Origin of the sequence: Mesorhizobium sp. M0676 (assembly GCF_040320535.1) — a bacterium.
Lineage (GTDB): Bacteria > Pseudomonadota > Alphaproteobacteria > Rhizobiales > Rhizobiaceae > Mesorhizobium.
Map to the genome: position 1 here is coordinate 26,100 of NZ_JAMYPU010000022.1, position 23,046 is coordinate 49,145.

At 62.3% G+C, this 23,046-nt stretch carries 21 protein-coding genes, 1 other RNA gene and 2 pseudogenes; 17 read left to right on the forward strand and 7 right to left on the reverse strand.

Going from position 1 to position 23,046, the window contains the following annotated elements:
- Window positions 1–89 precede the first annotated feature (89 nt).
- Window positions 90–389 carry a hypothetical protein gene (locus tag NKI35_RS22340; RefSeq protein ID WP_023688917.1) on the forward strand — a complete coding sequence of 100 codons (300 nt, stop codon included), beginning with the start codon at window positions 90–92 and terminating at the stop codon, window positions 387–389.
- A gap of 36 nt (window positions 390–425) precedes the next feature.
- On the opposite strand, the gene NKI35_RS22345 is transcribed toward NKI35_RS22340, so the two are convergent.
- Window positions 426–1,115 (reverse strand): GntR family transcriptional regulator, encoded by a 690-nt coding sequence (locus tag NKI35_RS22345; RefSeq protein WP_352741518.1) that lies wholly within the window; start codon window positions 1,113–1,115, stop codon window positions 426–428.
- Window positions 1,116–1,184: 69 nt separating this feature from the next.
- Here NKI35_RS22345 and NKI35_RS22350 point away from each other — a divergent pair, with 69 nt between their 5' ends.
- From NKI35_RS22350 to NKI35_RS22410, 13 genes and pseudogenes are all read left to right on the forward strand, one after another.
- Window positions 1,185–2,078 carry a dihydrodipicolinate synthase family protein gene (locus tag NKI35_RS22350; protein ID WP_023700249.1) on the forward strand — a complete coding sequence of 298 codons (894 nt, stop codon included), beginning with the start codon at window positions 1,185–1,187 and terminating at the stop codon, window positions 2,076–2,078.
- Window positions 2,079–2,123: 45 nt separating this feature from the next.
- Window positions 2,124–3,461, forward strand: a complete 1,338-nt coding sequence (locus NKI35_RS22355) for an NAD(P)/FAD-dependent oxidoreductase (RefSeq protein WP_352741519.1) — start codon at window positions 2,124–2,126, stop codon at window positions 3,459–3,461.
- Window positions 3,462–3,474: 13 nt separating this feature from the next.
- Window positions 3,475–4,476, forward strand: a complete 1,002-nt coding sequence (locus NKI35_RS22360; RefSeq protein ID WP_352741520.1) for a 4-hydroxyproline epimerase — start codon at window positions 3,475–3,477, stop codon at window positions 4,474–4,476.
- 460 nt (window positions 4,477–4,936) lie between these two features.
- Window positions 4,937–5,839, forward strand: coding sequence for a branched-chain amino acid ABC transporter permease (locus NKI35_RS22365; RefSeq protein WP_023668715.1), 903 nt, complete (start codon window positions 4,937–4,939; stop codon window positions 5,837–5,839).
- A gap of 4 nt (window positions 5,840–5,843) precedes the next feature.
- A complete protein-coding gene (gene livM, locus NKI35_RS22370; protein WP_023668716.1) occupies window positions 5,844–7,439 on the forward strand; it encodes a high-affinity branched-chain amino acid ABC transporter permease LivM in 1,596 nt (531 codons plus the stop codon).
- A pseudogene (locus NKI35_RS22375) lies at window positions 7,439–8,545 on the forward strand (ABC transporter ATP-binding protein); the annotation flags it as partial. The gene livM and the pseudogene NKI35_RS22375, both read left to right, overlap by 1 nt.
- 20 nt (window positions 8,546–8,565) lie before the next feature.
- Window positions 8,566–9,294: an ABC transporter ATP-binding protein gene (locus NKI35_RS22380; RefSeq protein WP_023668718.1), complete on the forward strand. Its 729-nt coding sequence runs from the start codon at window positions 8,566–8,568 to the stop codon at window positions 9,292–9,294.
- Between the two features lie 111 nt (window positions 9,295–9,405).
- Window positions 9,406–9,753 carry a DUF6867 family protein gene (locus tag NKI35_RS22385; RefSeq protein ID WP_023668719.1) on the forward strand — a complete coding sequence of 116 codons (348 nt, stop codon included), beginning with the start codon at window positions 9,406–9,408 and terminating at the stop codon, window positions 9,751–9,753.
- A 137-nt stretch (window positions 9,754–9,890) separates the two neighbouring features.
- Window positions 9,891–11,012, forward strand: a complete 1,122-nt coding sequence (locus NKI35_RS22390; RefSeq protein WP_023668720.1) for a branched-chain amino acid ABC transporter substrate-binding protein — start codon at window positions 9,891–9,893, stop codon at window positions 11,010–11,012.
- Window positions 11,013–11,294: 282 nt separating this feature from the next.
- The gene (gene pyc, locus NKI35_RS22395; RefSeq protein ID WP_352741521.1) at window positions 11,295–14,753 is read left to right on the forward strand and encodes a pyruvate carboxylase; all 3,459 of its coding nucleotides are present in this window, start codon (window positions 11,295–11,297) and stop codon (window positions 14,751–14,753) included.
- A 149-nt stretch (window positions 14,754–14,902) separates the two neighbouring features.
- Window positions 14,903–15,163 carry a DUF2312 domain-containing protein gene (locus NKI35_RS22400; protein ID WP_023668722.1) on the forward strand — a complete coding sequence of 87 codons (261 nt, stop codon included), beginning with the start codon at window positions 14,903–14,905 and terminating at the stop codon, window positions 15,161–15,163.
- Window positions 15,164–15,256: 93 nt separating this feature from the next.
- A complete protein-coding gene (locus NKI35_RS22405) occupies window positions 15,257–15,697 on the forward strand; it encodes a hypothetical protein (protein ID WP_352741522.1) in 441 nt (146 codons plus the stop codon).
- Between the two features lie 7 nt (window positions 15,698–15,704).
- The gene (locus tag NKI35_RS22410) at window positions 15,705–16,016 is read left to right on the forward strand and encodes a hypothetical protein (RefSeq protein WP_023688926.1); all 312 of its coding nucleotides are present in this window, start codon (window positions 15,705–15,707) and stop codon (window positions 16,014–16,016) included.
- 62 nt (window positions 16,017–16,078) lie between these two features.
- Here the strand turns inward: NKI35_RS22410 and msrB are convergent, their stop codons facing one another.
- From msrB to NKI35_RS22435, 5 genes and pseudogenes are all read right to left on the reverse strand, one after another.
- On the reverse strand, window positions 16,079–16,483 hold the full coding sequence (gene msrB, locus NKI35_RS22415) for a peptide-methionine (R)-S-oxide reductase MsrB (protein WP_023832607.1): 405 nt from the start codon (window positions 16,481–16,483) through the stop codon (window positions 16,079–16,081).
- A 103-nt stretch (window positions 16,484–16,586) separates the two neighbouring features.
- Window positions 16,587–17,775, reverse strand: a pseudogene (locus NKI35_RS22420) (vWA domain-containing protein).
- Window positions 17,776–17,784: 9 nt separating this feature from the next.
- Window positions 17,785–18,045, reverse strand: coding sequence for a type II toxin-antitoxin system HicB family antitoxin (locus tag NKI35_RS22425; RefSeq protein WP_050485875.1), 261 nt, complete (start codon window positions 18,043–18,045; stop codon window positions 17,785–17,787).
- A 35-nt stretch (window positions 18,046–18,080) separates the two neighbouring features.
- Window positions 18,081–18,527, reverse strand: coding sequence for a GNAT family N-acetyltransferase (locus NKI35_RS22430; RefSeq protein ID WP_023684144.1), 447 nt, complete (start codon window positions 18,525–18,527; stop codon window positions 18,081–18,083).
- A 58-nt stretch (window positions 18,528–18,585) separates the two neighbouring features.
- On the reverse strand, window positions 18,586–19,449 hold the full coding sequence (locus NKI35_RS22435; protein WP_023737887.1) for a LysR family transcriptional regulator: 864 nt from the start codon (window positions 19,447–19,449) through the stop codon (window positions 18,586–18,588).
- A 142-nt stretch (window positions 19,450–19,591) separates the two neighbouring features.
- On the opposite strand from NKI35_RS22435, the gene NKI35_RS22440 reads away from it, so the two are divergent.
- Entirely contained in the window at window positions 19,592–21,130 is a 1,539-nt protein-coding gene (locus tag NKI35_RS22440) for an MFS transporter (RefSeq protein WP_352741523.1), read from the forward strand.
- Between the two features lie 43 nt (window positions 21,131–21,173).
- Here the strand turns inward: NKI35_RS22440 and NKI35_RS22445 are convergent, their stop codons facing one another.
- Window positions 21,174–22,013 (reverse strand): AAA family ATPase, encoded by an 840-nt coding sequence (locus NKI35_RS22445; RefSeq protein ID WP_352741524.1) that lies wholly within the window; start codon window positions 22,011–22,013, stop codon window positions 21,174–21,176.
- A 147-nt stretch (window positions 22,014–22,160) separates the two neighbouring features.
- On the opposite strand from NKI35_RS22445, the gene ssrS reads away from it, so the two are divergent.
- Window positions 22,161–22,316: non-coding RNA, 6S RNA (gene ssrS, locus NKI35_RS22450), on the forward strand.
- Between the two features lie 92 nt (window positions 22,317–22,408).
- Complete coding sequence (locus NKI35_RS22455; RefSeq protein WP_352741525.1) at window positions 22,409–22,993, forward strand: 5-formyltetrahydrofolate cyclo-ligase; 585 nt, start codon at window positions 22,409–22,411, stop codon at window positions 22,991–22,993.
- Window positions 22,994–23,046 lie beyond the last annotated feature (53 nt).

The window sequence follows — 23,046 nt, forward strand, 5'->3', positions numbered from 1 at the left end:
TGCCTTAAATTGCATTCCTGCCGTGGTGCAGGCCATCAAAATAGCGCCGGTAGCAGCCGGGGTTCTCGTCTGGCGCAAGGAGGTGTCAGATGACACGACGTCTTGTGGCGGCGATGTTCTTTGCGGTGTTCGCGATGTCCGGCATCGCCCAGGCTAAAGCCGATCAATGCGCGGCGCGGACCGACTTGGTCAAGGCGCTCGGCGAGAAGTTCCACGAAAACCAAGCCGCTCGTGGCCTGGTGAACCCAAATGTGGTGCTTGAGATATTCGTCTCCGACCAGGGCACCTGGACCATCCTGGCCACCGACACACACGGCCAAAGCTGCATCATCACGGCTGGCGAAGGCTGGGACGGGGCGACCATGGCCGCAGTCTTGCCGGGCACCTGATAAAGACCGGTCGGAAGTCTGGAGCAGAGACGGAGTTCAGCGTGTGGCGGCCACTTCGGCATGGCCGCGCAGCAGTGCCATAAGGCGTTTGGCGTCCTTGGCGGCAGCCTCTTCGTCACCGGCCAGGATCGAGCGGATTAGCGCGACGTGGTGTTCGGCCGATTCGGCCAGTCCTGTGTCGGCCTTGTAGCGGAACCAGAAGCGGCGGCTGTGGGTCTGCAGGGGCGCGGCCAGACGGGCCGCAAAAGGGTTGTCGGCGGCCATCGCCAGGGCCTCGTCGAGCGCCTTGTCGGCCTGGATGAAGGCCAGCACATTGCCCGAGATGACGGCCTTCTGCATGGCAAGGGCTGCCTCATGAAACAGGTCGGCGGCCTCGCGGGTGACGAAGCGGGCGGCCGAGCGCGCCAGCACCACCTCGACACCGCGCCTGGCATCCAGCACGCGCAGCCAGTCGCCGGGATGAAGCGGGGCAATTGCGATTCCGGCGCGTGGCCTGACGTCGAGCAGTCCTTCCCAGGCGAGGCGCTGGATTGCTTCGCGGACCGGCGTACGACCGAGCGCCAGCTTTTCGATCAGCGCGCCTTCCGTCACGAAGCTCGCCGGCGCCAGTTCCAACGTCACGATCATATGCTCGAGTACATGGTAGGCCTTGGCAGCGGCCGGCTCGGGGTATGCTGTCTCACGGGATATCAAAGGTGGGCTCCTGATATATCTTACATATATCATAACGAATTCCGCGTTGACAGCCGGTTTTCAAATAGATATACGGCTGATATATCAGATGGAGAGACGATTATGTGGACCGGAGTTTTTCCCGCCGTCACGACCAAGTTTACTGATGACGACCGCCTCGATCATGCCGAGATGGAGCGCTGCTTTGCTTTGCAGATGGAGGCAGGCTGCGACGGTATCATCGTCTGCGGTTCGCTCGGCGAAGGGCCGATGCTGTCGCATGACGAGAAGATCGAGGTGCTGAAGACTGCCCAGAAAGTTGCAGGCAACAAGCCGGTGCTGCTGACGGTCAACGAGGCGGGCACCCGCGAGGCGGCGAGCATCGCAAAGCGCGCGAGCCGGGAAGGCGCCAACGGGCTGATGGTGGTGCCGAGCCCGATCTATCACACCAACCCGGAAGAGACGGTCGCCGCCTTGCGCGCCGTCGCTCAGGCCGGCGACCTGCCGGTGATGATCTACTCCAACCGCCTCGCCTACCGCGTCGACGTCACCGTCGACCAGATGGAGGAACTGGCCGCCGACAAGCGCTTCGTCGCCATCAAGGAGTCCTCCGACGACATCCGCCGCTCGACAGAGATCATCAACCGCTTCGGCGACCGCTACGATCTGTTCACCGGCGTCGACAATCTCGCCTTCGAGGCGCTGTCGGTGGGCGCCATCGGCTGGGTGGCGGGTCTGGTCGTCGCCTTCCCGCGCGAGACCGTCGCCATCTACCAGCTGATGAAGCAGGGCCGCCGCGAGGAGGCGCTTTCGATCTACCGCTGGTTCCGGCCGCTGCTCGATCTCGATGTCTCGACCTATCTGGTCCAAAACATCAAGCTTGCCGAAGTGCTCGCGATCGACACAAATGACCGCGTGCGCATGCCGCGCCAGCCGCTGTCGGGCGAGCGCCGCAAAGCGGTCGAGAAGATCGTCAAGGACGCGCTGGCGGTACGGCCGAAGCTGCCGCAGTTCTGAAGGCTTTCTTCTCCCCATTCACGGGGAGAAGATGGCGGCAGCCGGATGAGGGGCAGCGCCGACGTGCAAGGAAATTCCAGGGACACAGAGGAGGGCCGCCGCCCCTCATCCGCCCTTCGGGCCCCTTCTCCCCGTGAACGGGGAGAGAGGGTAGATATCGCCATTGTCGGTGGCGGCATTGTCGGCATCTGCGCGGCGGCCATGCTGGCCGAGGCCGGGCGCAGCGTCACGGTCTTCGACCGCACCGGCATCTGCGAGGAGACGAGCTCCGGCAATGCCGCCGCCTTCGCCTTCTCCGACGTGCTGCCGCTGGCGCATAAGGGCATGATGCGGCACTTGCCGAAATGGCTTGCCGATCCGCTCGGGCCACTCAGCATCCCGCCGGCCTACTTGCCGAAGCTGTTGCCTTGGCTGTTGCGCTTCTGGCGCGCTGGCGCACCAGAAAAATATGAGGCGAGCCTTGCTGCTCAGGCAGGCATGATGAAGCTCGCCGAGGCTGAATGGATGGGCCTGCTCGACCGTTCCGGCACGCGGCTGATGCTGCGCGAGGACGGCTCGCTGGAGCTTTATGAAAGCGAGGCCGAATTTCAGGCCGGGCTGCCGGGCTGGGCGGCGCGCGAGCGCTTCGGCATCGGCTTTCGCCATGTCGAAGGCGACGAACTGGCGCGGCTGCAGCCGGGACTGTCGCCGCGCTTCATCAAGGGCACCTTCGTGCCGGGCTGGAAGACCGTCGCCGATCCGAAACTGCTCGGCAAGGGGGTGTGGGCCTATGCCGAAGGGTTGGGCGCGCGTTTCGAAAAGGCGCGCATAGAGCGCGTCGCCGCCAATCCTGATGGCGCGACGCTGGCGCTGACCGACGGCACGACCAGGCAGGCAAGACATCTTGTCGTGGCCGCCGGGGCATGGTCGCATCGGCTGGCGAAGGCGCTTGGCGACACCATCCCGCTCGAAACCGAGCGCGGCTACAACACCACACTGCCGAAGACCGCTTTCGACGTGCAGCGGATGCTGATCTTTTCCGGCCATGGCTTCGTCATCACGCCACTCGACACGGGCTTGCGCGTCGGCGGCGCCGTCGAGTTGGGCGGTCTCGACCGGCCGCCGAATTTTGCGCGCTCGAAGGCCATGCTGGAAAAAGCCAGACAGTTCCTTCCGGGGCTGGACGCGTCAGGTGGCCGCGAATGGATGGGCTATCGCCCGTCGCTGCCGGATTCGCTGCCGGTGATCGGCACGGCGCGAACCGCGCCCAACGTTGTCTACGCCTTCGGCCATGGCCATCTCGGCCTGACCCAGGCGGCGGCCACCGGCCGCTTGATCCGCGATCTTGTTCTCGGGCAGACTTCGCCGATCGATCTTGCTCCCTTCAGCCCGCAACGGTTTTGAGTTCGAGGAAATCATGGCCAAAAAATCCTTCTTTTGCATCGACGGCCATACCTGCGGCAATCCGGTGCGGCTGGTCGCCGGCGGCGGTCCCTTGCTCGAGGGGTCGACGATGATGGAGCGGCGGGCGCATTTCCTGGCGGAGTATGACTGGATCCGCACCGGGCTGATGTTCGAGCCGCGCGGCCACGATGTCATGTCGGGCTCGATCCTCTATCCGCCGACGCGCGAGGATTGCGACATAGCCATCCTGTTCATCGAGACGTCGGGCTGCCTGCCGATGTGCGGCCACGGCACGATCGGCACGGTGACGATGGCCATTGAACATGGGCTGATCAAGCCGAAGACACCCGGCGTGCTCCGGCTCGACACACCGGCCGGGCTGGTTATCGCCGAATACAAGCAAGTCGGCGACTATGTCGAGGAGGTGCGCATCACCAATGTACCGTCCTTCCTTTATGCCGAGGGACTGACGGTCGACTGCCCGCAGCTTGGCGAGATCACCGTCGATGTCGCCTATGGCGGCAATTTCTACGCAATCGTCGAGCCGCAGGCGAATTTTCGCGACATGGCTGATTATTCCGCCGGCGATTTCGTCGCCTGGAGCCCTGTGGTGCGGCAGCGGCTCAACGAGAAGTACTCGTTCGTGCATCCGGAAAACCCCGGCATCAACCGGCTGTCCCACATGCTGTGGACCGGCGAGCCGACAGTGGCGGGCGCGGATGCGCGCAACGCGGTCTTCTATGGCGACAAGGCGATCGACCGCTCACCTTGCGGCACCGGCACCTCGGCGCGCATGGCGCAGCTCCATGCCAAGGGCAAGCTCAAGGCCGGCGACAGTTTTGTCCACGAATCGATCATCGGCTCGCTGTTCAAGGGCAAGGTCGAGAAGGACGTCACTGTTGCCGGCAAGCCGGCCATCATTCCCTCGATCGGCGGCTGGGCGCGGATGACCGGCCTGAACACCATATTCATCGACGACCGCGATCCGTTCGCGCACGGTTTTGTGGTTAAGTGATACGGTAGGCTGCCGATCATCCACCGAGACGAAGACTTGGACCCAGAGCGGGACCTCTTGGCGAAACCAGTCAGCGAAAGGTTAGCGCGTTGGGCGAGGCATCCACCGCCATAGTCGGGAAGTAACCCATGTTGCAGCTGGTCAGTACGGAATGTGGCAAAAAAACGAAGTCCGCCAACAACGCAAAGATTCGTCTCATCATCGAATTTTGACCGGGATTTCTTCGAAATGAGGTCGCTGGTCCGGCTGAATCGTCAAAGACATTGCGTTATGCCAATGATAGGGTCCGCGATAGTCCAGGGGTCGGGGGCAAAAAAACGGGCAATCGGAAGGCGTGCCGGCAAAACACGCTCGACGTTTGAAAAATCACGTTGCAATCCGGGCTCGAAACTTTACGACTAGGGGAAATACGAAAAGGAATGCGTCTGCATGGGCGACATTCCAGGGGAGCCATGTACACATGCAGTACTTTGTCCAGCAGCTTATCAATGGGCTGACGCTGGGATCGATCTATGGGCTGATCGCAATCGGCTACACGATGGTCTACGGCATCATCGGCATGATCAACTTCGCCCACGGCGACATTTTCATGGTCGGGGCATTCGCCGCCCTCGTCGTCTTCCTCATCCTCGGCTCCTTGTTCTATTCAGTGCCGGTCGTCCTGGCGCTGCTGATCATGATGATCGTGGCGATGCTGCTCACCAGCCTCTACAACTGGACGATCGAGAAGGTGGCCTACCGGCCGCTGCGCGGTTCGTTCCGGCTGGCGCCGCTGATCACCGCCATCGGCATGTCGATCGCGCTGTCGAACTTCATCCAGGTGACGCAAGGCCCGCGCAACAAGCCGATCCCGCCGATGGTCAGCCAAGTCTACAACATCAACGGCATCAGCGTGTCGCTGAAGCAGATCATCATCGTCGTCGTCACCGCCCTGCTGCTGGCGCTGTTCTGGTACCTGGTCAACAGGACTTCCCTCGGCCGGGCGCAAAGGGCGTGCGAGCAGGACCGCAAGATGGCGGCGCTGCTCGGTGTCGATGTCGACCGTACGATCTCGATCACCTTTATCATGGGTGCAGCGCTTGCGGCCGTCGCGGGCACGTTGTTCCTGATGTATTACGGCGTCATCGCCTTTTCCGACGGCTTTGTGCCGGGGGTCAAGGCCTTCACCGCGGCCGTTCTCGGCGGCATCGGGTCTCTGCCGGGCGCGGTGCTTGGCGGGCTTTTGATCGGCTTCATCGAGAGCATGTGGTCGGCGTATTTCTCGATCGACTACAAGGACGTCGCGGCGTTCTCGATCCTGGCGATCGTGCTGATCTTCCTGCCTTCCGGCATTTTGGGCCGGCCAGAAGTCGAAAAGGTCTGAGACAATGGCGGTTTCCGTATCCTCGGAGCGCGACACCGTCGCCTCCCCCGTGCAGCGTGCATTGCGCGAAGCGTTCTATGCCGGCGCCATCTCGCTGGGGTTGTTCATTCTCTTCATCGGCCTGAAGACCGACCAGAACATAAGCAACCAGCTGATCCTGGTGCAGCGCTGGTTGCTGCTCATCACCGTGGTCGTGCTGACCATGCTTGGCCGCTTCTTCTACATTGCATATGGCCAGCCGTTCATGGCCAATCAGAAGATCACCAATGTCGCCACCGGCCTGTTGCCGGCGAGCGTCGCGTCGCGCTTCTTCCTGCTTCCGGCCTTCATCGTCGCCGTCGTGCTGGCGGTTGTCCTGGTTGCGTTCGGCAGCGCCCTGCCGGTGTTGGTGGGACCCGATCTGGCCGGCTACCTTCAGTTCCTGCGCGCATTGGCCGTCATTTACGCGCTCGCTTGCGTGATCTTCTATTTCCGCTCCTTCATCCACGCCAATTTCACCAAGCTCGGGATTGCGGCGCTGGTGCTATACCCGATCCTCGTCGTCGTGGTGCTGTCGATCTACGCGTGGTCGATAACCGGCGGCCTGCAGGGCTCGTTGAAGTGGGTCGACAATTTCGGCATCCAGATCCTGATCTATGTGATGCTGGCCTGGGGACTGAACATCGTCGTCGGCCTCGCCGGCCTGCTCGATCTCGGCTACGTCGCCTTTTACGCGGTCGGCGCCTATGCCTATGCGTTGCTCGGTTCGCAATACGGCCTGTCGTTCTGGATCCTGCTGCCCGCCGCCGGCGCCATGGCCGCCTTCTGGGGCGTTATGCTCGGCTTTCCGGTGCTCAGGCTTCGTGGCGATTACCTAGCGATCGTGACGCTGGCCTTCGGCGAGATCATCCGCCTGGTGCTGATCAACTGGCGTGAAGTCACCAACGGCTCGGCCGGCATCTCCGGCATCCCGAAGGTCACCTTCTTCGGCCTGATGACGTTCAATTCGACGGACCCGAACTACATCGGCAAGGTGCTGCACATCGCCCAGTCGAGCGCCTACTACAAGATCTTCCTCTACTATCTGATTCTCGGGCTGGCGCTGCTGACCGCCTTCGTCACCATCAGGCTCAGGCGCATGCCTGTCGGCCGCGCCTGGGAGGCGCTGCGCGAGGACGAGATTGCCTGCCGCTCGCTCGGCATCAACACCACCACCACCAAGCTCACCGCCTTTGCCACCGGCGCCATGTTCGGCGGATTTGCAGGCGCCTTCTTCGCCGCACGGCAAGGCTTCGTCAGCCCTGAATCCTTCGTCTTCCTCGAATCGGCGATCATCCTGGCCATCGTGGTGCTCGGCGGCATGGGCTCGCTGGTCGGCATCGCGGTCGCGGCGCTAGTGATGATCGGCGGCACCGAGGCGCTGCGCGAACTCGATTTCCTGAAAAGTGTCTTCGGAAAAGATTTCACGCCGGAGCTTTACCGCATGCTTTTGTTCGGCATGGCGATGGTCATCGTCATGCTGTGGAAGCCGCGCGGCTTTGTCGGCAGCCGTGAACCGACGGCCTTCCTCAGTGAACGAAAAGCGGTCTCCTCCTCCTTCACCAAGGAAGGGCACGGCTGATGAGCGCGACCTCCATTCAGAAGACCAATCCGGGTATGAAAGACGCCATCCTCCAGGTCGAGCATCTTTCGATGAAGTTCGGCGGCCTGATCGCCATCGGCGACCTGTCGTTCCAGGCCAAGCGCGGCGAGATCACCGCGCTGATCGGACCCAATGGCGCCGGCAAGACCACCGTCTTCAATTGCATCACCGGCTTCTACAAGCCGTCGGAAGGCATGATTACGCTCAACCGGGCCGACGGCTCGAGCTTCCTGCTCGAACGGCTGCCCAATCATGAGATCCCGGCGCGCGCCAAGGTGGCCCGCACCTTCCAGAACATCCGCCTGTTCTCGGGCATGACGCTGCTGGAGAATCTGCTGGTTGCCCAGCACAACAAGCTGATGAAGGCATCCGGCTATACGATCCTGGGCCTGTTCGGGATCGGCGGCTACCGCAGGGCCTCGGCTGAATCGGTGGAGCTTGCCAAGCACTGGCTGGAGAAGGCCGATCTTGTCGATCGCGCCGACGATCCGGCCGGCGACCTGCCCTATGGCGCGCAGCGGCGCCTCGAGATTGCGCGCGCCATGTGCACAGGGCCCGAACTTCTGTGCCTCGACGAGCCTGCGGCCGGTCTCAATCCGAAGGAGTCGGCTGCGCTGAATTCGCTGCTGATGGACATCAAGAGCAGTACCTCGATCCTGCTGATCGAACATGACATGTCGGTGGTCATGCAGATTTCCGACCATGTCGTGGTGCTTGAATATGGCCGCAAGATTTCCGACGGCAGCCCGCAATCGGTGCGTACCGACCCGCGCGTCATCGCCGCCTATCTCGGCGTCGACGACGAGGAGGTCGAGACGGTGCTGACCGAGGTCGGCGATGAAGACGTCATCGAGCAGCTGGACATCGGGCCGGATTCGGCTCACGGACCAGGCACATCGTCTTCCTATCTCGCCGGCCCGGTAAGCGACACGATCGGCCACAGCCAGGGCGAGCGGGTCACAGTGTCGAAGGGAGCTTCAAAGGCCACCCAATACGATACAAGAGCCAACTCCGCGCCAAGAGCACCGTCCGAGCGTCTAACGGCCAAGTCCAAGCCGGCGGCCACCAAATCCCCGACAGGCAAGCCGCGCGGAGGGCGTAAGTGATGGCCGAGACAACGCTGCTCGACATCAAGGGCGTCGAGACCTACTACGGCAACATCAAGGCGCTGAACGGCGTCGATGTCCACGTCAACCAGGGCGAGATCGTCGCGCTGATCGGCGCCAACGGCGCCGGCAAGTCGACGCTGATGATGACCATCTTCGGTGCGCCGCGCGCTCGTGCCGGCTCAATCACTTTCGCCGGCACCGACATCACCCAGATGCCGACGCACGAGATCGCCCGCATGCGCATTGCGCAGTCGCCGGAAGGCAGGCGCATTTTCCCGCGCATGACGGTGATGGAAAACCTGCAGATGGGCGCCGGTCTCGACAATCTCAAGCACTATGACGAAGATGCCGAGAAGGTGTTCGCGCTGTTCCCGCGCCTCAAGGAGCGCATTGCCCAGCGCGGCGGCACGCTGTCGGGCGGCGAGCAGCAGATGCTGTCGATCGGACGTGCGCTGATGGCGCGGCCGAAGCTGCTGCTGCTCGACGAGCCGTCACTGGGTCTGGCGCCGCTGATCGTCAAGCAGATCTTCGATGCCATCCGCGAGCTGAACCGCACGCAAGGGCTGACCGTGTTCCTGGTCGAGCAGAACGCCTTCGGCGCGCTCAAACTCGCCACGCGCGGCTATGTCATGGTCAACGGCAACGTGACCATGAGCGGCACAGGCAAGGAATTGCTCGCCAATCCGGAAGTGCGGGCGGCCTATCTCGAAGGCGGCCATCACTGATTTTGGAGCGGAATGTATGCATACGGTATTCCGCTCCAACTTGTTTGTTTGTCGCATGACCTTTGTCCGAAAAGTCTGCAACTTTTCGGGATCATGCTAGGAGTCTTCATCATGCAAGGCATTCTTCACGAGGAACCTTCCATCTGGCAGTTCTTCTTCGTCACCTGTCTGCTCGGCGGCTGGGCGGCATGGATGACCGGCAAGGCTAGCGCCCAGACATGGCGCAGCCTGCCGGCGCTGTTCGCCTATCTGCTGGGTCTCGGCATCGGCATCAGGTTCATCCATCATGCCTTGTTCGGCGGCACGATGTTTTCGCTGCAATACTATGTCGTGGACACAATCGTGCTCATGATATTGGGGTTTGTCGGCTATCAATACACGCGTACGAACCAGATGGTGACGCAGTATAATTGGCTTTACGAACGGGCTTCGATCTTAAGCTGGAAACCGAAAGGTTGACGTTCATCATTAACGCCGTTCCGGGGATGAATCGGCGTGACAAGGGCCTGAAAATCGGCAAAGTACGCTTTCTGCGATAAGGGTGGGCATCGCATGAAAGTTTCATCCACGCCCACCTCGTAAATGGGAGCGTTTAAATGAAGAAATCACTTTTGTCCGCCGTTGCCCTGACCGCGCTTGTCGCGTTCGGTGGCAATGCATGGGCTGACGTTATCGTCGGCGTCGCAGGTCCGATCACCGGTCCGAATGCGGCCTTCGGTGCGCAGCTGCAGAAGGGTGCGGAAGCGGCCGTTGCCGACATCAACGCAGCAGGCGGCATGAACGGCGAGCAGATCAAGCTCGAAGTCGGCGACGACGTCTCCGATCCGAAGCAGGGCATTTCGGTCGGCAACAAGTTCGTCGGCGACGGCGTGAAGTTCGTGATCGGCCACTTCAACTCGGGCGTCTCGATCCCGGTTTCGCAGGAAGTCTACGTCGACAACAACATCGTCGAAGTGACGCCTGCGGCGACCAACCCGAAATTCACCGAGCGCGGCCTGTGGAACGTGTTCCGCACCTGCGGACGCGATGACCAGCAGGGCGGCATCGCCGGCGGCTATATCGCGACCAACTTCAAGGACGCCAAGGTTGCCGTCATCCACGACAAGACCCCCTATGGTCAGGGCCTTGCCGACGAGACCAAGAAGGCGATGAACGCAGCCGGCCTGACCGAAGTCATGTACGAAGGCGTCAATGTCGGCGACAAGGACTTCTCGGCGCTGATTGCCAAGATGAAGGATGCCGGTGTTACCCTGATCTATTGGGGCGGCCTGCATACCGAAGCCGGCCTGATCATCCGCCAGTCGGCGGACCAGGGCCTCAAGGCTACCCTGATGTCGGGCGACGGCATCGTCACCGACGAGCTGGCTGCGATCGCCGGCGATGCGGTTATCGGCACGCTCAACACCTTCGGTCCCGATCCGCGCCTGATCCCCGAGAACAAGGCACTGGTCGAGAAGTTCCGCGCTCAGGGCTTCGAGCCGGAAGCCTACACTCTCTACTCCTACGCCGCCATGCAGGTGATCGCCGAGGCTGCTGCCGTGGCCAAGTCGAACGACCCCGTGGAAGTGGCCAAGGCGCTGCACGAGAAGGGCCCGTTCAAGACCGTTCTGGGCGATCTCGCCTATGACGCGAAGGGCGATCCGAAGCTCCCGGGCTACATCATGTACGAATGGAAGAAGGGTCCGGACGGCAAGATCTCCTGGTTCCCGAAGTCGTAATTCGAAACGCAGCTCTATGGAATGCCCGGCGCTCGCGCCGGGCATTTTTGTTGGTGACAGGGCGGCAGCGAGGGTGGCTGGACAAGCCGTTAGCCGGGGTCGAATTTGTGCGGGCACGACAATTAGCGTCACCTCGCGGCGCCAATCGCACGCAGCTTTTCGAGCCGTGGTGCTAGAATCGCATTTAAATCGGTTTAATCTCTCCTCGATTTTGGTTGCACTGCAGCATTTTCGCGTTAATCATGCCTCCGCCCCATCCCTCCCTGTCCGGAGCCTCCTTCCTTGGCCATCACGAAGATCCTCGTCGCCAACAGGTCCGAAATTGCCATCCGCGTCTTTCGCGCGGCAAACGAGCTCGGCCTCAAAACCGTGGCGATCTGGGCCGAGGAGGACAAATATTCACTTCATCGGTTCAAGGCCGATGAAAGCTACCAAGTCGGGCGCGGGCCGCATCTGGCCAGGGACATGGGGCCGATCGAAAGCTATCTGTCGATCGAGGAAGTGATCCGGGTCGCCAGGCTGTCCGGCGCCGACGCCATCCACCCGGGCTATGGCCTCCTGTCGGAAAGCCCTGAATTCGCAGATGCCTGCGCCGAGGCCGGCATCACCTTCATCGGACCGAAGCCCGACACGATGCGCCGGCTCGGCAACAAGGTCGCCGCGCGCAATCTGGCCATCGAGGTTGGCGTGCCGGTGGTGCCGGCAACCGAACCGCTGCCGGACGACATGGAAGCAGTCAAGCAGCTCGCCAAGACAGTCGGCTATCCGGTGATGCTCAAGGCATCATGGGGCGGCGGCGGGCGCGGCATGCGCGCCATCCGCGCGGAAGCCGACCTCGCCCGCGAGGTGATGGAAGGCAAGCGCGAGGCCAAGGCCGCCTTCGGCAAGGACGAGGTCTATCTCGAAAAGCTGATCGAGCGCGCTCGCCATGTCGAGGTCCAGGTGCTCGGCGACACGCATGGCAACGCTGTACATCTGTTCGAGCGCGACTGCTCGATCCAGCGCCGCAACCAGAAGGTCGTCGAACGGGCGCCGGCGCCCTATCTCAGCGAGGCATTGCGCCAGGAGCTTTGCGGCTATGCGCTCAAGATCGCGCGCGAGACCAGCTATATCGGCGCCGGTACGGTGGAATTCCTGCAGGACGCCGACACCGGCAAATTCTACTTCATCGAGGTCAATCCGCGCATCCAGGTCGAGCACACCGTCACCGAGCAGGTGACCGGCATCGACATCGTCAAGGCGCAGATCCACATACTGGACGGCTTTGCCATCGGCACGAAAGAGTCGGGCGTGCCGGCGCAGGCCGACATCAGGCTGAACGGTCACGCGCTGCAGTGCCGCATAACGACCGAGGATCCGGAGCATAGTTTCATTCCGGACTACGGCCGCATCACCGCTTATCGCGAAGCCGCCGGTTTCGGCATCCGCCTCGACGGCGGCACCGCCTATTCGGGCGCGGTCATCACCCGCTTCTACGATCCGCTGCTGGAGAAGGTGACTGCCTGGGCGCCGACACCGGGCGAGGCGATCGCCCGCATGAACCGGGCCTTGCGCGAGTTCCGCATCCGCGGCGTGGCGACGAACCTCACCTTCCTCGAGGCAATCATCAACCACCCGCGCTTCGCCGACAATTCCTACACGACCAGGTTCATCGACACGACGCCGGAGCTGTTCGCGCAGGTGAAGCGGCAGGATCGCGCCACCAAGCTGCTCAACTATCTGGCCGACGTCAGCGTCAACGGCCATCCCGAAACCCGCGGCCGACCGATGCCCAAGATCGATGCGGCAGCGCCTGTCGTGCCCTATCTCAACGGCAATGTGCCTGATGGCAGCAAGCAGAAGCTAGACGCGTTGGGGCCGGAGAAATTCGCTGCCTGGATGCGTGAGCAAAAAGAGGTGCTTGTCACCGACACGACGATGCGCGACGGTCACCAGTCGCTGCTCGCCACCCGCATGCGCACGCATGACATTGCCGGCATTGCCGGCACCTATGCGCGCGCGCTGCCGCGGCTGCTGTCGCTGGAATGCTGGGGCGGCGCCACTTTCGACGTCGCCATGCGCTTCCTCACCGAGGATCCGTGGGAGCGGTTGAGCAAAGTGCGCGAAGCGGCCCCCAACCTTTTGCTGCAGATGCTTCTGCGCGGCGCCAATGGCGTCGGCTACACCAACTATCCCGACAATGTCGTGCAACATTTCGTCAGCCAGGCAGCGGCCGGTGGGGTCGACCTGTTCCGCGTCTTCGACTGCCTGAACTGGGTCGAGAATATGCGCGTCGCCATGGACGCGGTGGGCGCGGAGGGCAAGCTGGTCGAAGCGGCGATCTGCTACACCGGCGACATCCTCGATCCGGCGCGCGCCAAATACGACCTTAAATACTATGTCGGGTTGGCGAAAGAATTGCAGGCAGCCGGCGCCCATATCATCGCCGTCAAGGACATGGCCGGGCTTTTGAAGCCTGCCGCCGCCCGCGTGCTGTTCAAGGCGCTGCGCGAAGCCACCGACCTGCCGATCCATTTCCACACCCACGACACGTCAGGCCTGTCGGCGGCGACGGTGCTGGCGGGCGTGGAAAGTGGCGTCGACGCCATCGACGCGGCGATGGATTCCTTCTCCGGCAACACCTCGCAGCCTTGCCTGGGCTCGATCGTCGAGGCGCTGAAGGGAACCGAGCGCGATCCCGGCCTCGATCCGCAATGGATCCGCAACATCTCCTTCTACTGGGAAGCGGTGCGCAACCAGTATGCGGCCTTCGAAAGCGATCTCAAGGGGCCAGCCTCGGAAGTCTACCTGCACGAGATGCCGGGCGGTCAGTTCACCAACCTCAAGGAGCAGGCGCGTTCGCTCGGGTTGGAAACGCGTTGGCACGAGGTGGCCCAGGCCTACCACGACGTAAATTTGATGTTCGGTGACATCGTCAAGGTGACGCCGTCGTCCAAGGTGGTCGGCGACATGGCGCTGATGATGGTGAGCCAGGATCTGACCGTTGCCGACGTCGAAAACCCGGCCAAGGACATCGCCTTCCCGGACTCGGTCGTCTCGATGCTGCGCGGCGATCTCGGCCAGTCGCCCGGCGGCTGGCCTGCGAAGCTGCAGAAGAAGGCATTGAAGGAAACCAAGCCGATCACCGTGCGGCCGGGCTCGCTGCTCAAGCCAGCCGACCTCAAGGCCAGCCGCAAGGAGATCGAGCAAAAGCTGGAGCGCAAGCTCTCGGAGTACGAATTCGCCTCCTGGCTGATGTATCCGAAAGTGTTTACCGACTTCGCCGCCGCGCAGGAAACCTACGGGCCGGTCAGTGTGCTGCCGACGCCGACCTATTTCTACGGCATGAAGTCCGAAGACGAGATCTTCCTGGACATCGAAAAAGGCAAGACGCTTGTAGTGCGCTGCCTTGCGATCGGCGACGTCGATGAGAAGGGCATGGTCACCGTGTTCTTCGAGCTCAACGGACAGCCGCGCCGCGTCAGGGTGCCGGACAGGGCGCATGGCGCCTCGGCGGCCAAGGCTCGGCGCAAGGCGGAGCCCGGCAACGAGGCGCATGTCGGCGCGCCGATGCCGGGCGTGGTCTCCGCCCTTTCGGTTGCCGCCGGCCAAGCGGTCAAGGCCGGCGACGTGCTGTTGTCGATCGAAGCCATGAAGATGGAGACGGCCCTGCATGCCGAGCGCGACGGCACAGTGGCCGAAGTGCTGGTCAAGGCCGGCGATCAGATCGATGCGAAGGATCTGTTGATCGCGTTTGGCTGACGCGCGGATCCATCACACTGGGACGGCTGGCAGCAGCCGTTGATGGAGCATCGATAATGGCTTGACCCGCCGCGCCTGCTCGGGCATCGAACCCGCTCCCAATTTACCGCGCCAGAATCGCGGTGCTTAAAAAGTAGCGGAGAAAAAACATGGCCGACGACATCACAGATACCAGCCAGACTGTTGCCGCCGGCCAGTTGCGCGCTTTCATCGAGCGCATCGAGCGGCTCGAGGAAGAAAAGAAGACCATCGCCGACGACATCAAGGAAGTGTTCGCCGAGGCCAAGGGCACAGGCTTCGACACCAAGGCGATGCGGTCGATCATCCGGCTGCGCAAGAAGGACCAGGCCGAGCGCCAGGAAGAGGAAACCATCCTCGATCTCTACAAGGCCGCGCTCGGCATGGTGTAAGGCTGTCTGGAAATTCTACTCCGGCTGATATCGCCGGAGCGAATTTCGAAACAGTCTCGGGCCAAGGAATGATGCTGGAACGGGCATCGAACCATGAGCGAATTCGACTTCGGCGCCCGCCGCGCCTCTGAATTCCGCCAACGCAGCTTCTGGGCGCTGTTCGCCGAACGGCATCCGGAGGAACGCGCTTCCATGGCGCGGCGCGGACCCTGGTTCTGGCAGCGCGGGCTGCCTGACTTCGCTCTGGTCCTGTCCATGTATGTCGCGCCGGCGCAAAGCCAAGTTGGCGTCTTTTTCGGCCGTAACGAGAAGTTCGGCGCGACCGGGGTCTGGTCGCGGCTGAAGCCGTTCCAACCGGCAATCGAAGACAGGCTGAAGCTCAGGCCGGAGCAGAGCTGCGAGGGCCTCGGCATCAATTCGATGTGGCGGGTGAACTGCTATGCCGAGGACAACTGGCCGGCCATGGCCGACTGGCTGGTGACGGAATGCTCGCGCTTCGAGCGCGCCGTCACCGACGTGCTGAGAGAGGGATAGCTATCAGGTGTTGGTGCAAAGCATCGGATCCTTCTTCGGCTCGCGCTGGCAAGGCGCGGTGCCGGTCGAGCGGTTGTTCTGGCGCGATCTGGTCCTTGTCGGCACGGCGATCAACATCGCCTCGTCGGTGGCCGCGCTCATTCTGCTCGGCTTGAAGCTGCCGCTCGCCGTCGTCCTGGCGGTGCATTTCGCGCCCGTGCCCTACAACATCTTTCTGACCTTTGCCGTCTGGCGAACCACGGAAAAATCCAGTGGCGCCAAGGCTTCGTTGATGACGCTCGGGGCTACGCTTTGGCTGATCCTGGTGGTGGTTGTCTGAGAAGATTGACACGAAAAAGGGCGGCCGAAGCCGCCCTTCGAAGATGGTGGTCAAGCGGCGGCTTAAGCCGCCGGCTCGAATTTCAGCGCCACGCCGTTGATGCAATAGCGCAGGCCGGTCGGCGGCGGGCCGTCGTCGAAGACATGGCCGAGATGGCTGCCGCAGCGGGCGCAGTGGCATTCGGTGCGGACCATGCCGTAGCTGCGGTCGACGGTGTTTTCGACCGAACCGGGCACCGGATCATTGAAGCTCGGCCAGCCGGTGCCGCTCTCGAACTTGAGCTTGGATTCGAACAGCGGCTGGTCGCAGCCGACGCAGGAAAAGGTGCCGGCGCGCTTTTCGTAGAGCAGCGCGCAGCTTCCGGGCCGTTCGGTGCCATGGCCGCGCATGACCGCATATTGCTCGGGCGTCAGGCGGGCGCGCCATTCGGCGTCGGTGCGGGTGACAGGGTAGGTGTGGGTGTCCATTTGATCTCCTCAGCCTTGGCGGCTTGTTTTTGATTGCAAGCTATATTCGCACAGAGATAGGCGTTTGTTACAGGTTCGGCCAGCGTCGCGATGTGCTCGAGCCTCAATGCTTGCGTGAGAGCTGCTTCGTCGCGGCTTCCAACCCGGCCAGCGTCAGTGGGAACATGCGGCCGCCGAAGAGATCGCGGATCATCGCGATCGAATGGGTGAAGCCCCAGTTTTTCTGATTTTCGGGGTTCAGCCAGACCGCATTCGGCCATTGCTGGATGAGGCGGTCAAGCCAGACACTGCCGGCTTCCGGGTTCCAATGCTCGACCGAACCGCCGGGATGCGCGATCTCGTAAGGGCTCATCGAGGCATCGCCGACGACGATCACCTTGTAGTCGGGGCCGTATTTGTGAAGCAGATCGAAGGTCGGGATGGTCTCGGCATGCCTGCGCCGGTTGTCCTTCCAGACGCCCTCGTAAAGGCAGTTGTGGAAGTAAAAATATTCGAGCTGGCGGAATTCGGCGCGGGCGGCCGAAAACAGCTCCTCGACGCTTTTGATGTGGTCGTCCATCGAGCCGCCGACATCGAAGAACATCAAGAGCTTCACGGCGTTGCGCCGTTCGGGGCGCCTGCACATCGAGATAGCCGTGCTCGGCGGTGGCATGGATGGTGCCGGGCAGGTCGAACTCTTCCTCCGCACCCTCGCGCACCCAGCGACGCAGGCGCTTCAGCGCCACCTTGATGTTGCGGGTGCCGAGCTCGACGGCGTCGTCGAAATTTTTGAACTCGCGCTTGTCCCAGACTTTCACCGCACGGCGATTGCGGCTTTCATGCTGGCCGATGCGCACGCCTTCGGGATTGTAGCCATAGGCGCCGAAAGGCGAAGTGCCGCCGGTGCCGATCCATTTCGAGCCGCCCTGGTGGCGGCCTTTCTGTTCCTCCAGCCGCTGCTTCAGTGTCTCCATCAGCTTGTCGAAACCGCCGAGCGCCTCGATCAGTTTCTTCTCTTCCTCGGTCAGGTGCTTTTCGGCGAGCCGACGCAGCCATTCCTCAGGGATGTTGGCGTCACCGACGGCATCGGGGCCGGTGAGCGCCTCGATCCCCTTGAAGACATGCGCAAACACCTGGTCGAAGCGGTCGATATGGCGTTCGTCCTTCACAAGCGCGGCGCGGGCGAGGTAGTAAAAACCCTCGACGTCATAGTCGACCAGCCCGGCCTCCAGCCCTTCCAGCAGCGACAGATATTCCCTGAGCGAAACGGGAACGCGCGCGGCCTTTAGTTCGAGAAAGAAGGGGAGGAACATGGTTGGCCGTTATCTATGCCGAACGGTCACGGCTGAGTCGCCACGGGCACTGTCGATTTCGCCGGATTGCAGAAGATTTGCCACAGTACGTGGGTTGGGCATGGGCAAGTGCTTTGCGATGCGGGCTTCCGCCCATTCGCGCATAGCCGAGGCGGCATCGGCTATCGCTTCCGCCGGGTTTGCGCCGGCCCCGTGGCAGCCGGCGAGATCGGGCATCCGCACTCCCCAAACGCCGTCACTGCCATCCAGGATTCCGACATAGCGGATCATTCGGCTCCTTCCGCGTTATTTCGATCGCGCTCGCATCATAGCAGATCATACTCGATAAAACCTGTCCGCCGCGCGACATGGTCGTAGAGCTTGCGCGCTGTGGCGTTGGTTTCGTGGGTCATCCAATAGACGTTCTTGACGCCGATCTTGTCGGCTTCCTGCTTGACCGCTTCAATGAGGGCCGCACCGATGCCCTTGCCGCGCACATCAGGGTCGGCGAACAGGTCCTGCAGGTAGCAGTTGTTTTTCTCCGACCAGCCGGAGCGGTGATAGAGATAATGGGTCAGGCCGACCGCCTTGCCGTCGAGCGTGGCGATAAACCCCTTCGGTTCGAATTCACCTTCCGTGAACAGTCGTTTCCAGGTGATGTCGTAGACCTCGTCCGGCAGCTTGGTCTCGTAGAAGGTGAGGTAGGCAGTCCACAGCCGCCGCCAGTCGGCATGGTCGGCCAGCGCCAGCGGGCGGACGGTGATCTCGGTCATTTCGGTTCCTCCAAAGCCTTATCGGATTCCGGCGGAATCAGATCGGAAACACCATCGCCTAATCGACCGGCGAATTGTACTCGCGAAATGCGGTCGCCAGCATCTGCAGCGCGTCACGCGCGCGCGGCGCCAGATTGTGCGAATGCAGCACCACTTCGGAAGGGTCAAGCGATGGAAGACCAAGTTTGCGGCCAACCTCGATCAGGCCGGGCGGAGCGACGCAGTGAGCCAGCGCCGAAACGGCAAAGCCCGCCGATATCGCAATGTTGACGGCCGCGCCGCCGCCGCCGACGAAGGCCTCCTCCCAGGCGATGCCTGCTTTGTCCAGCGCCTCGACCGCCCGCACACGATCCGGACAGTTGCACACGGTGCTTAAGAGCGCGAGGCGCAACGGCGTTCCGCGCTGCCACTCGAAGGAAGGTGCGGCGAACCAGCCATAGTGGTTGCGCGACAAGGTCCGGCCAGGACGGCTGTCGCCTTCGCGGTGCACGATAACCGCGTCGAGCTCGCCGTGATCGAAAGCTTCCTTGAGCACCGTGCTGGTATCGATCCTCAAACTGAGCGTCAGCGATGGATCGTGCGCATGGAGCTGGGCAATCAGAATGGACAGCGCCGGACCGGCGGCATGATCGACAAAGCCGAGCGCAAGCCGGCACGGTGCTGACGCAAACTCCGCCATGGCGCGCTCGTGCGCGGCAAGGAAGTCGCGCGCGGCGGGGAGGAAGACGGCGCCTCGTGCCGACAGGCTGACGCGGCGCGGCGTTCTTTCAATCAATCGCGCGCCCAGCTTCTCCTCAAGGCGGCGCAGCTTGACGCTGATCGTCGCCTGCGTGCTGCCCAGCGCCGTGGCCGCCTGGGTGAAGCTCTGCAGATCGGCCACCATCACAAAGGTTCGTACGGCGTCCACATCAAGACTGGTCATCGCAGCACTCCATTGGGCCAATCATTCCGTTTTGTCATTTCTGATATAGCCGAACATAGCCTTTTTTCATGGTCGAGTCTCCTCTATCTCAAACTGGTCGCGGTTTGAAGAGCGCCTCATGCTCGGATGGAAAGAGATCGATATGCCAATTCAACGAAACACCATAGCGCTCACCGGCGTGTGCCTGGCGTCGCTGCTGTTCGGGCTCGAAATCTCCAGCGTGCCGGTGATCCTGCCGAAACTGGAAAGCGTGCTCGCCGCCGATTTCAAAGACCTGCAATGGATCATGAACGCCTACACCATTGCCTGCACCACGGTGCTGATGGCGACAGGGACATTGGCCGACCGTTTCGGCCGCAAGAGCGTGATGGTGATCACCACCGTCGCCTTCGGCCTCGCCTCGCTGCTGTGCGGCCTGGCGCCGAGTGCGGCGCTGCTGATCGCCGCCCGCTTCCTGCAAGGTCTCGCCGGCGGCGCGATGCTGACCTGCAGCGTCGCCGTGCTGTCGCATCAGTTCCAGGATGGCCGCGAACGCGGCAAGGCTTTTGTTGCCTGGAGCGTCGTCTCAGGCATCGGGCTTGGTTTCGGTCCCGCCATTGGCGGCCTGATCGTGGCGCTGTCGAACTGGCAGTGGGTGTTCCTCATCCACGTGCCGCTGGCGCTCCTGGCGCTCGCCTTTATCGGCGCCGGTGTCACGCAATCGCGCGATCACAATGCCCAGAAGCTCGACTGGGCCGGCATGCTGACGCTGTCGGCTTCTGTGTTCGGCTTCTCCTATCTGATTACGCAGGGTGCGGATCTCGGGACCAGCGCCCGCATCGGCGTGATATCAGCCTCCGTGGCTGCGTTCATCGCTTTCCTTGTCGCCGAGAGGGTCAATCCCTATCCGATGTTCGATTTCTCCGTGTTCCGCATCCGCCAGTTTTCCGGCGCGATCATGGGCGCCATCGGCATGAATTTCAGCTACTGGCCGTTCATCATCTATCTGCCGATCTATTATTCCGGCGTTCTCGGCTACGACAGCACGACGACCGGCCTGCTATTGCTCGTCTACACGCTGCCCTTCATGGTGATGCCGCCGATCGCCGAGCGCATTCGCGCACGCTATCAGGCACGAATTGCCATCCCGCTCGGTCTGCTGACGCTAGGGATCGGTTTCATCGCCATGTGGATCGGCTCCAGGCTCGAGGGCGCCACCTGGCTGACCATGCTGCCGGGCACGCTGATTGCCGGCATCGGCATCGGTCTCACCAATTCGCCGACCACAAACACCACGACCGGCGCGGTATCGCCGGATCGCGCCGGCATGGCGTCCGGCATCGATATCAGCGCACGCCTGATCACGCTTGCCATCAACATCGCGGTGCTTGGCCTGCTGCTGACGCAAGGTATCGTTTCCCACCTGCGGGCCACACTCGGCGCGGCTTTGGAGCCGGATGAGTTGCGGGCACTGGCGGAAAGGGCCGCCACCGGCAATCTGGAGGGCCTTGCGCAGGGGACGCCGAAGCTCGCAGCCCTTGACCCATCCGGCGCCATCGTGCATGCCGCGCTGGTCAATGGTTTCGGCTGGGTCATGCTCTATTGCGGGATCGGCGTTCTCGCCCTGTCGGTCATCGGCTTCGTCATCTTCGGGCCGAAGCGCGTCGCGCCGCAGGAGACAGGGCTTGCGGCGGCCGAGTGATCGGCCGAAGCCCGCTCATAGCGCTCAGCCCGCCCGCCGATCCTTATCCCTGCCGCCTGGCCATGAAAGCAAGGCGCTCAAACAGATGCACGTCCTGCTCGTTCTTGAGCAGCGCGCCGTGCAGTTTCGGCAGCGCGTTCTTGGGGTCGGCGCGCAGATCCTCGGGTGCGATGTCGTCGGCGACCAGCAGGCGGATCCAGTCGAGCGCCTCGGAGGTCGACGGCTTCTTCTTCAACCCCTGCACATCGCGGATCTCGTAGAACTGGGTCAGGGCAGCACGCACCAAATTCTGCTTTATGCCGGGATAGTGCACGTCGACGATTTTGTGCAGCGTGTCGACACCGGGAAAGCGGATGTAGTGGAAGAAGCACCGGCGCAGGAAGGCGTCGGGCAGTTCCTTCTCATTGTTGGAAGTGATGATGACGATGGGGCGCACAGCGGCGCGGATCGTTTCGCCGGTTTCGTAGACGAAGAACTCCATCCGATCGAGTTCCTGCAGCAGGTCGTTGGGGAATTCGATATCGGCCTTGTCGATCTCGTCGATCAACAGCACGACCTTCTTACCGGCCGCGAAGGCGTGCCAGAGCTTGCCGCGCTTGATGTAGTTTTTGATGTCGTTGAACCTGGCATCGCCGAGCTGGCTGTCGCGCAGCCGCGAGACAGCATCATATTCATACAGTCCCTGCTGCGCACGGGTGGTCGACTTGACGTGCCATTCGATCAGGTCGAGGCCGAGCGCCGATGCCACCTGGCGGGCAAGCTCGGTCTTGCCGGTGCCCGGCTCGCCCTTGACCAGCAATGGCCGCTCCAGCGCGATCGCGGCGTTCACCGCCACCATCAGATCCTTGTCGGCGACATAGGCCGCCGTACCTTCGAAACGCATACTTGCTCCTCGGTTGGTGAGCGCGACCGTAAGGACGCTGCTTGACCTGTGCAAGGGCGAGCCGGCTGCGACCAAAGCGTGTGAGATCGAAATGGAAACATACTCATGTCACTAGCGCTTGACCGACCAGCCGCCTATATTGGGCTTGGCGGTCTGCGCTTCCCGGCAGGAGAACATTTTCCCCGGGGCCTTAACGATCCTTAGGGAGCTGTCCCTGGGAAGACCCGTGGGTTTTCTCATACGGCGCCCACCTACTTTGTAGGTTCCCGGGATCGCTCTCTCCACCGGTTGTGTGGATCGTCACTTACCTGTATCCGCCCAGTTTGGCGGATGATGTGGTAGAAAACGTCGCTCATGAAACGTCACCCAGATCCGACCTTTTCTATCGTCCGCGCATGACATCTCCCAAAGACCTGAAAAAGCAGTTGCGCCTCGAGGCACTCGGCCGTCGCGATGCGCTCGATCCGCTGTGGCGGGTGGAGATGGCGCTTGAAATGGCCGAGACGGCGCGCGACCACCTCGCCATCGAGCCGGGTCAGATCGTTTCAGCTTTCTGGCCGATGCGATCGGAAGTCGACGTCAGGCCGCTGATGTTTGCCTTGCGCGAGAAGGGAGCCAGGCTTTGCCTGCCGGCCATCCTCGACAAGACCACCATCGTCTTTCGCGAACTGGTGCGCGGCGCGCCGATGGTCGAGATGGGTTTTGGCACGGTCGGTCCGCATGCGGAGGCCGAGGTTCTCGATCCCGCGGTGATGCTGGTGCCGCTCGCGGCCTTCGACAGCCGCGGTCATCGCATCGGGTATGGCGCCGGCTATTACGACCGCGCCATCGCCAGGCTGATCGACAAGGGCCAGCCGCCACGACTGATCGGCATCGCTTTCGATTGCCAGGAGGTGGGTCTGGTGCCGGATGAGGCGCACGACGTCATCATCCCGGAAATACTCACCGAGAGCGGTTTGCGCCGCTTCGACATCGCTTAAAATACCGCGATCCCGCTTAACGCGTTTCCAAGACGTGCCGGATAGTATTCCGG

What these genes read in the sequence shown, in the direction of transcription:
- NKI35_RS22340 (WP_023688917.1), top strand. Translation starts at nt 90, where the DNA reads ATGACACGACGTCTTGTGGCGGCGATGTTCTTTGCGGTGTTCGCGATG.
- NKI35_RS22345 (WP_352741518.1), bottom strand. Translation starts at nt 1,115, where the DNA reads ATGATATATGTAAGATATATCAGGAGCCCACCTTTGATATCCCGTGAG.
- NKI35_RS22350 (WP_023700249.1), top strand. Translation starts at nt 1,185, where the DNA reads ATGTGGACCGGAGTTTTTCCCGCCGTCACGACCAAGTTTACTGATGAC.
- NKI35_RS22355 (WP_352741519.1), top strand. Translation starts at nt 2,124, where the DNA reads ATGAGGGGCAGCGCCGACGTGCAAGGAAATTCCAGGGACACAGAGGAG.
- NKI35_RS22360 (WP_352741520.1), top strand. Translation starts at nt 3,475, where the DNA reads ATGGCCAAAAAATCCTTCTTTTGCATCGACGGCCATACCTGCGGCAAT.
- NKI35_RS22365 (WP_023668715.1), top strand. Translation starts at nt 4,937, where the DNA reads ATGCAGTACTTTGTCCAGCAGCTTATCAATGGGCTGACGCTGGGATCG.
- livM (WP_023668716.1), top strand. Translation starts at nt 5,844, where the DNA reads ATGGCGGTTTCCGTATCCTCGGAGCGCGACACCGTCGCCTCCCCCGTG.
- NKI35_RS22380 (WP_023668718.1), top strand. Translation starts at nt 8,566, where the DNA reads ATGGCCGAGACAACGCTGCTCGACATCAAGGGCGTCGAGACCTACTAC.
- NKI35_RS22385 (WP_023668719.1), top strand. Translation starts at nt 9,406, where the DNA reads ATGCAAGGCATTCTTCACGAGGAACCTTCCATCTGGCAGTTCTTCTTC.
- NKI35_RS22390 (WP_023668720.1), top strand. Translation starts at nt 9,891, where the DNA reads ATGAAGAAATCACTTTTGTCCGCCGTTGCCCTGACCGCGCTTGTCGCG.
- NKI35_RS22400 (WP_023668722.1), top strand. Translation starts at nt 14,903, where the DNA reads ATGGCCGACGACATCACAGATACCAGCCAGACTGTTGCCGCCGGCCAG.
- NKI35_RS22405 (WP_352741522.1), top strand. Translation starts at nt 15,257, where the DNA reads ATGAGCGAATTCGACTTCGGCGCCCGCCGCGCCTCTGAATTCCGCCAA.
- msrB (WP_023832607.1), bottom strand. Translation starts at nt 16,483, where the DNA reads ATGGACACCCACACCTACCCTGTCACCCGCACCGACGCCGAATGGCGC.
- NKI35_RS22425 (WP_050485875.1), bottom strand. Translation starts at nt 18,045, where the DNA reads ATGATCCGCTATGTCGGAATCCTGGATGGCAGTGACGGCGTTTGGGGA.
- NKI35_RS22430 (WP_023684144.1), bottom strand. Translation starts at nt 18,527, where the DNA reads ATGACCGAGATCACCGTCCGCCCGCTGGCGCTGGCCGACCATGCCGAC.
- NKI35_RS22435 (WP_023737887.1), bottom strand. Translation starts at nt 19,449, where the DNA reads ATGACCAGTCTTGATGTGGACGCCGTACGAACCTTTGTGATGGTGGCC.
- NKI35_RS22440 (WP_352741523.1), top strand. Translation starts at nt 19,592, where the DNA reads ATGCCAATTCAACGAAACACCATAGCGCTCACCGGCGTGTGCCTGGCG.
- NKI35_RS22445 (WP_352741524.1), bottom strand. Translation starts at nt 22,013, where the DNA reads ATGCGTTTCGAAGGTACGGCGGCCTATGTCGCCGACAAGGATCTGATG.
- NKI35_RS22455 (WP_352741525.1), top strand. Translation starts at nt 22,409, where the DNA reads ATGACATCTCCCAAAGACCTGAAAAAGCAGTTGCGCCTCGAGGCACTC.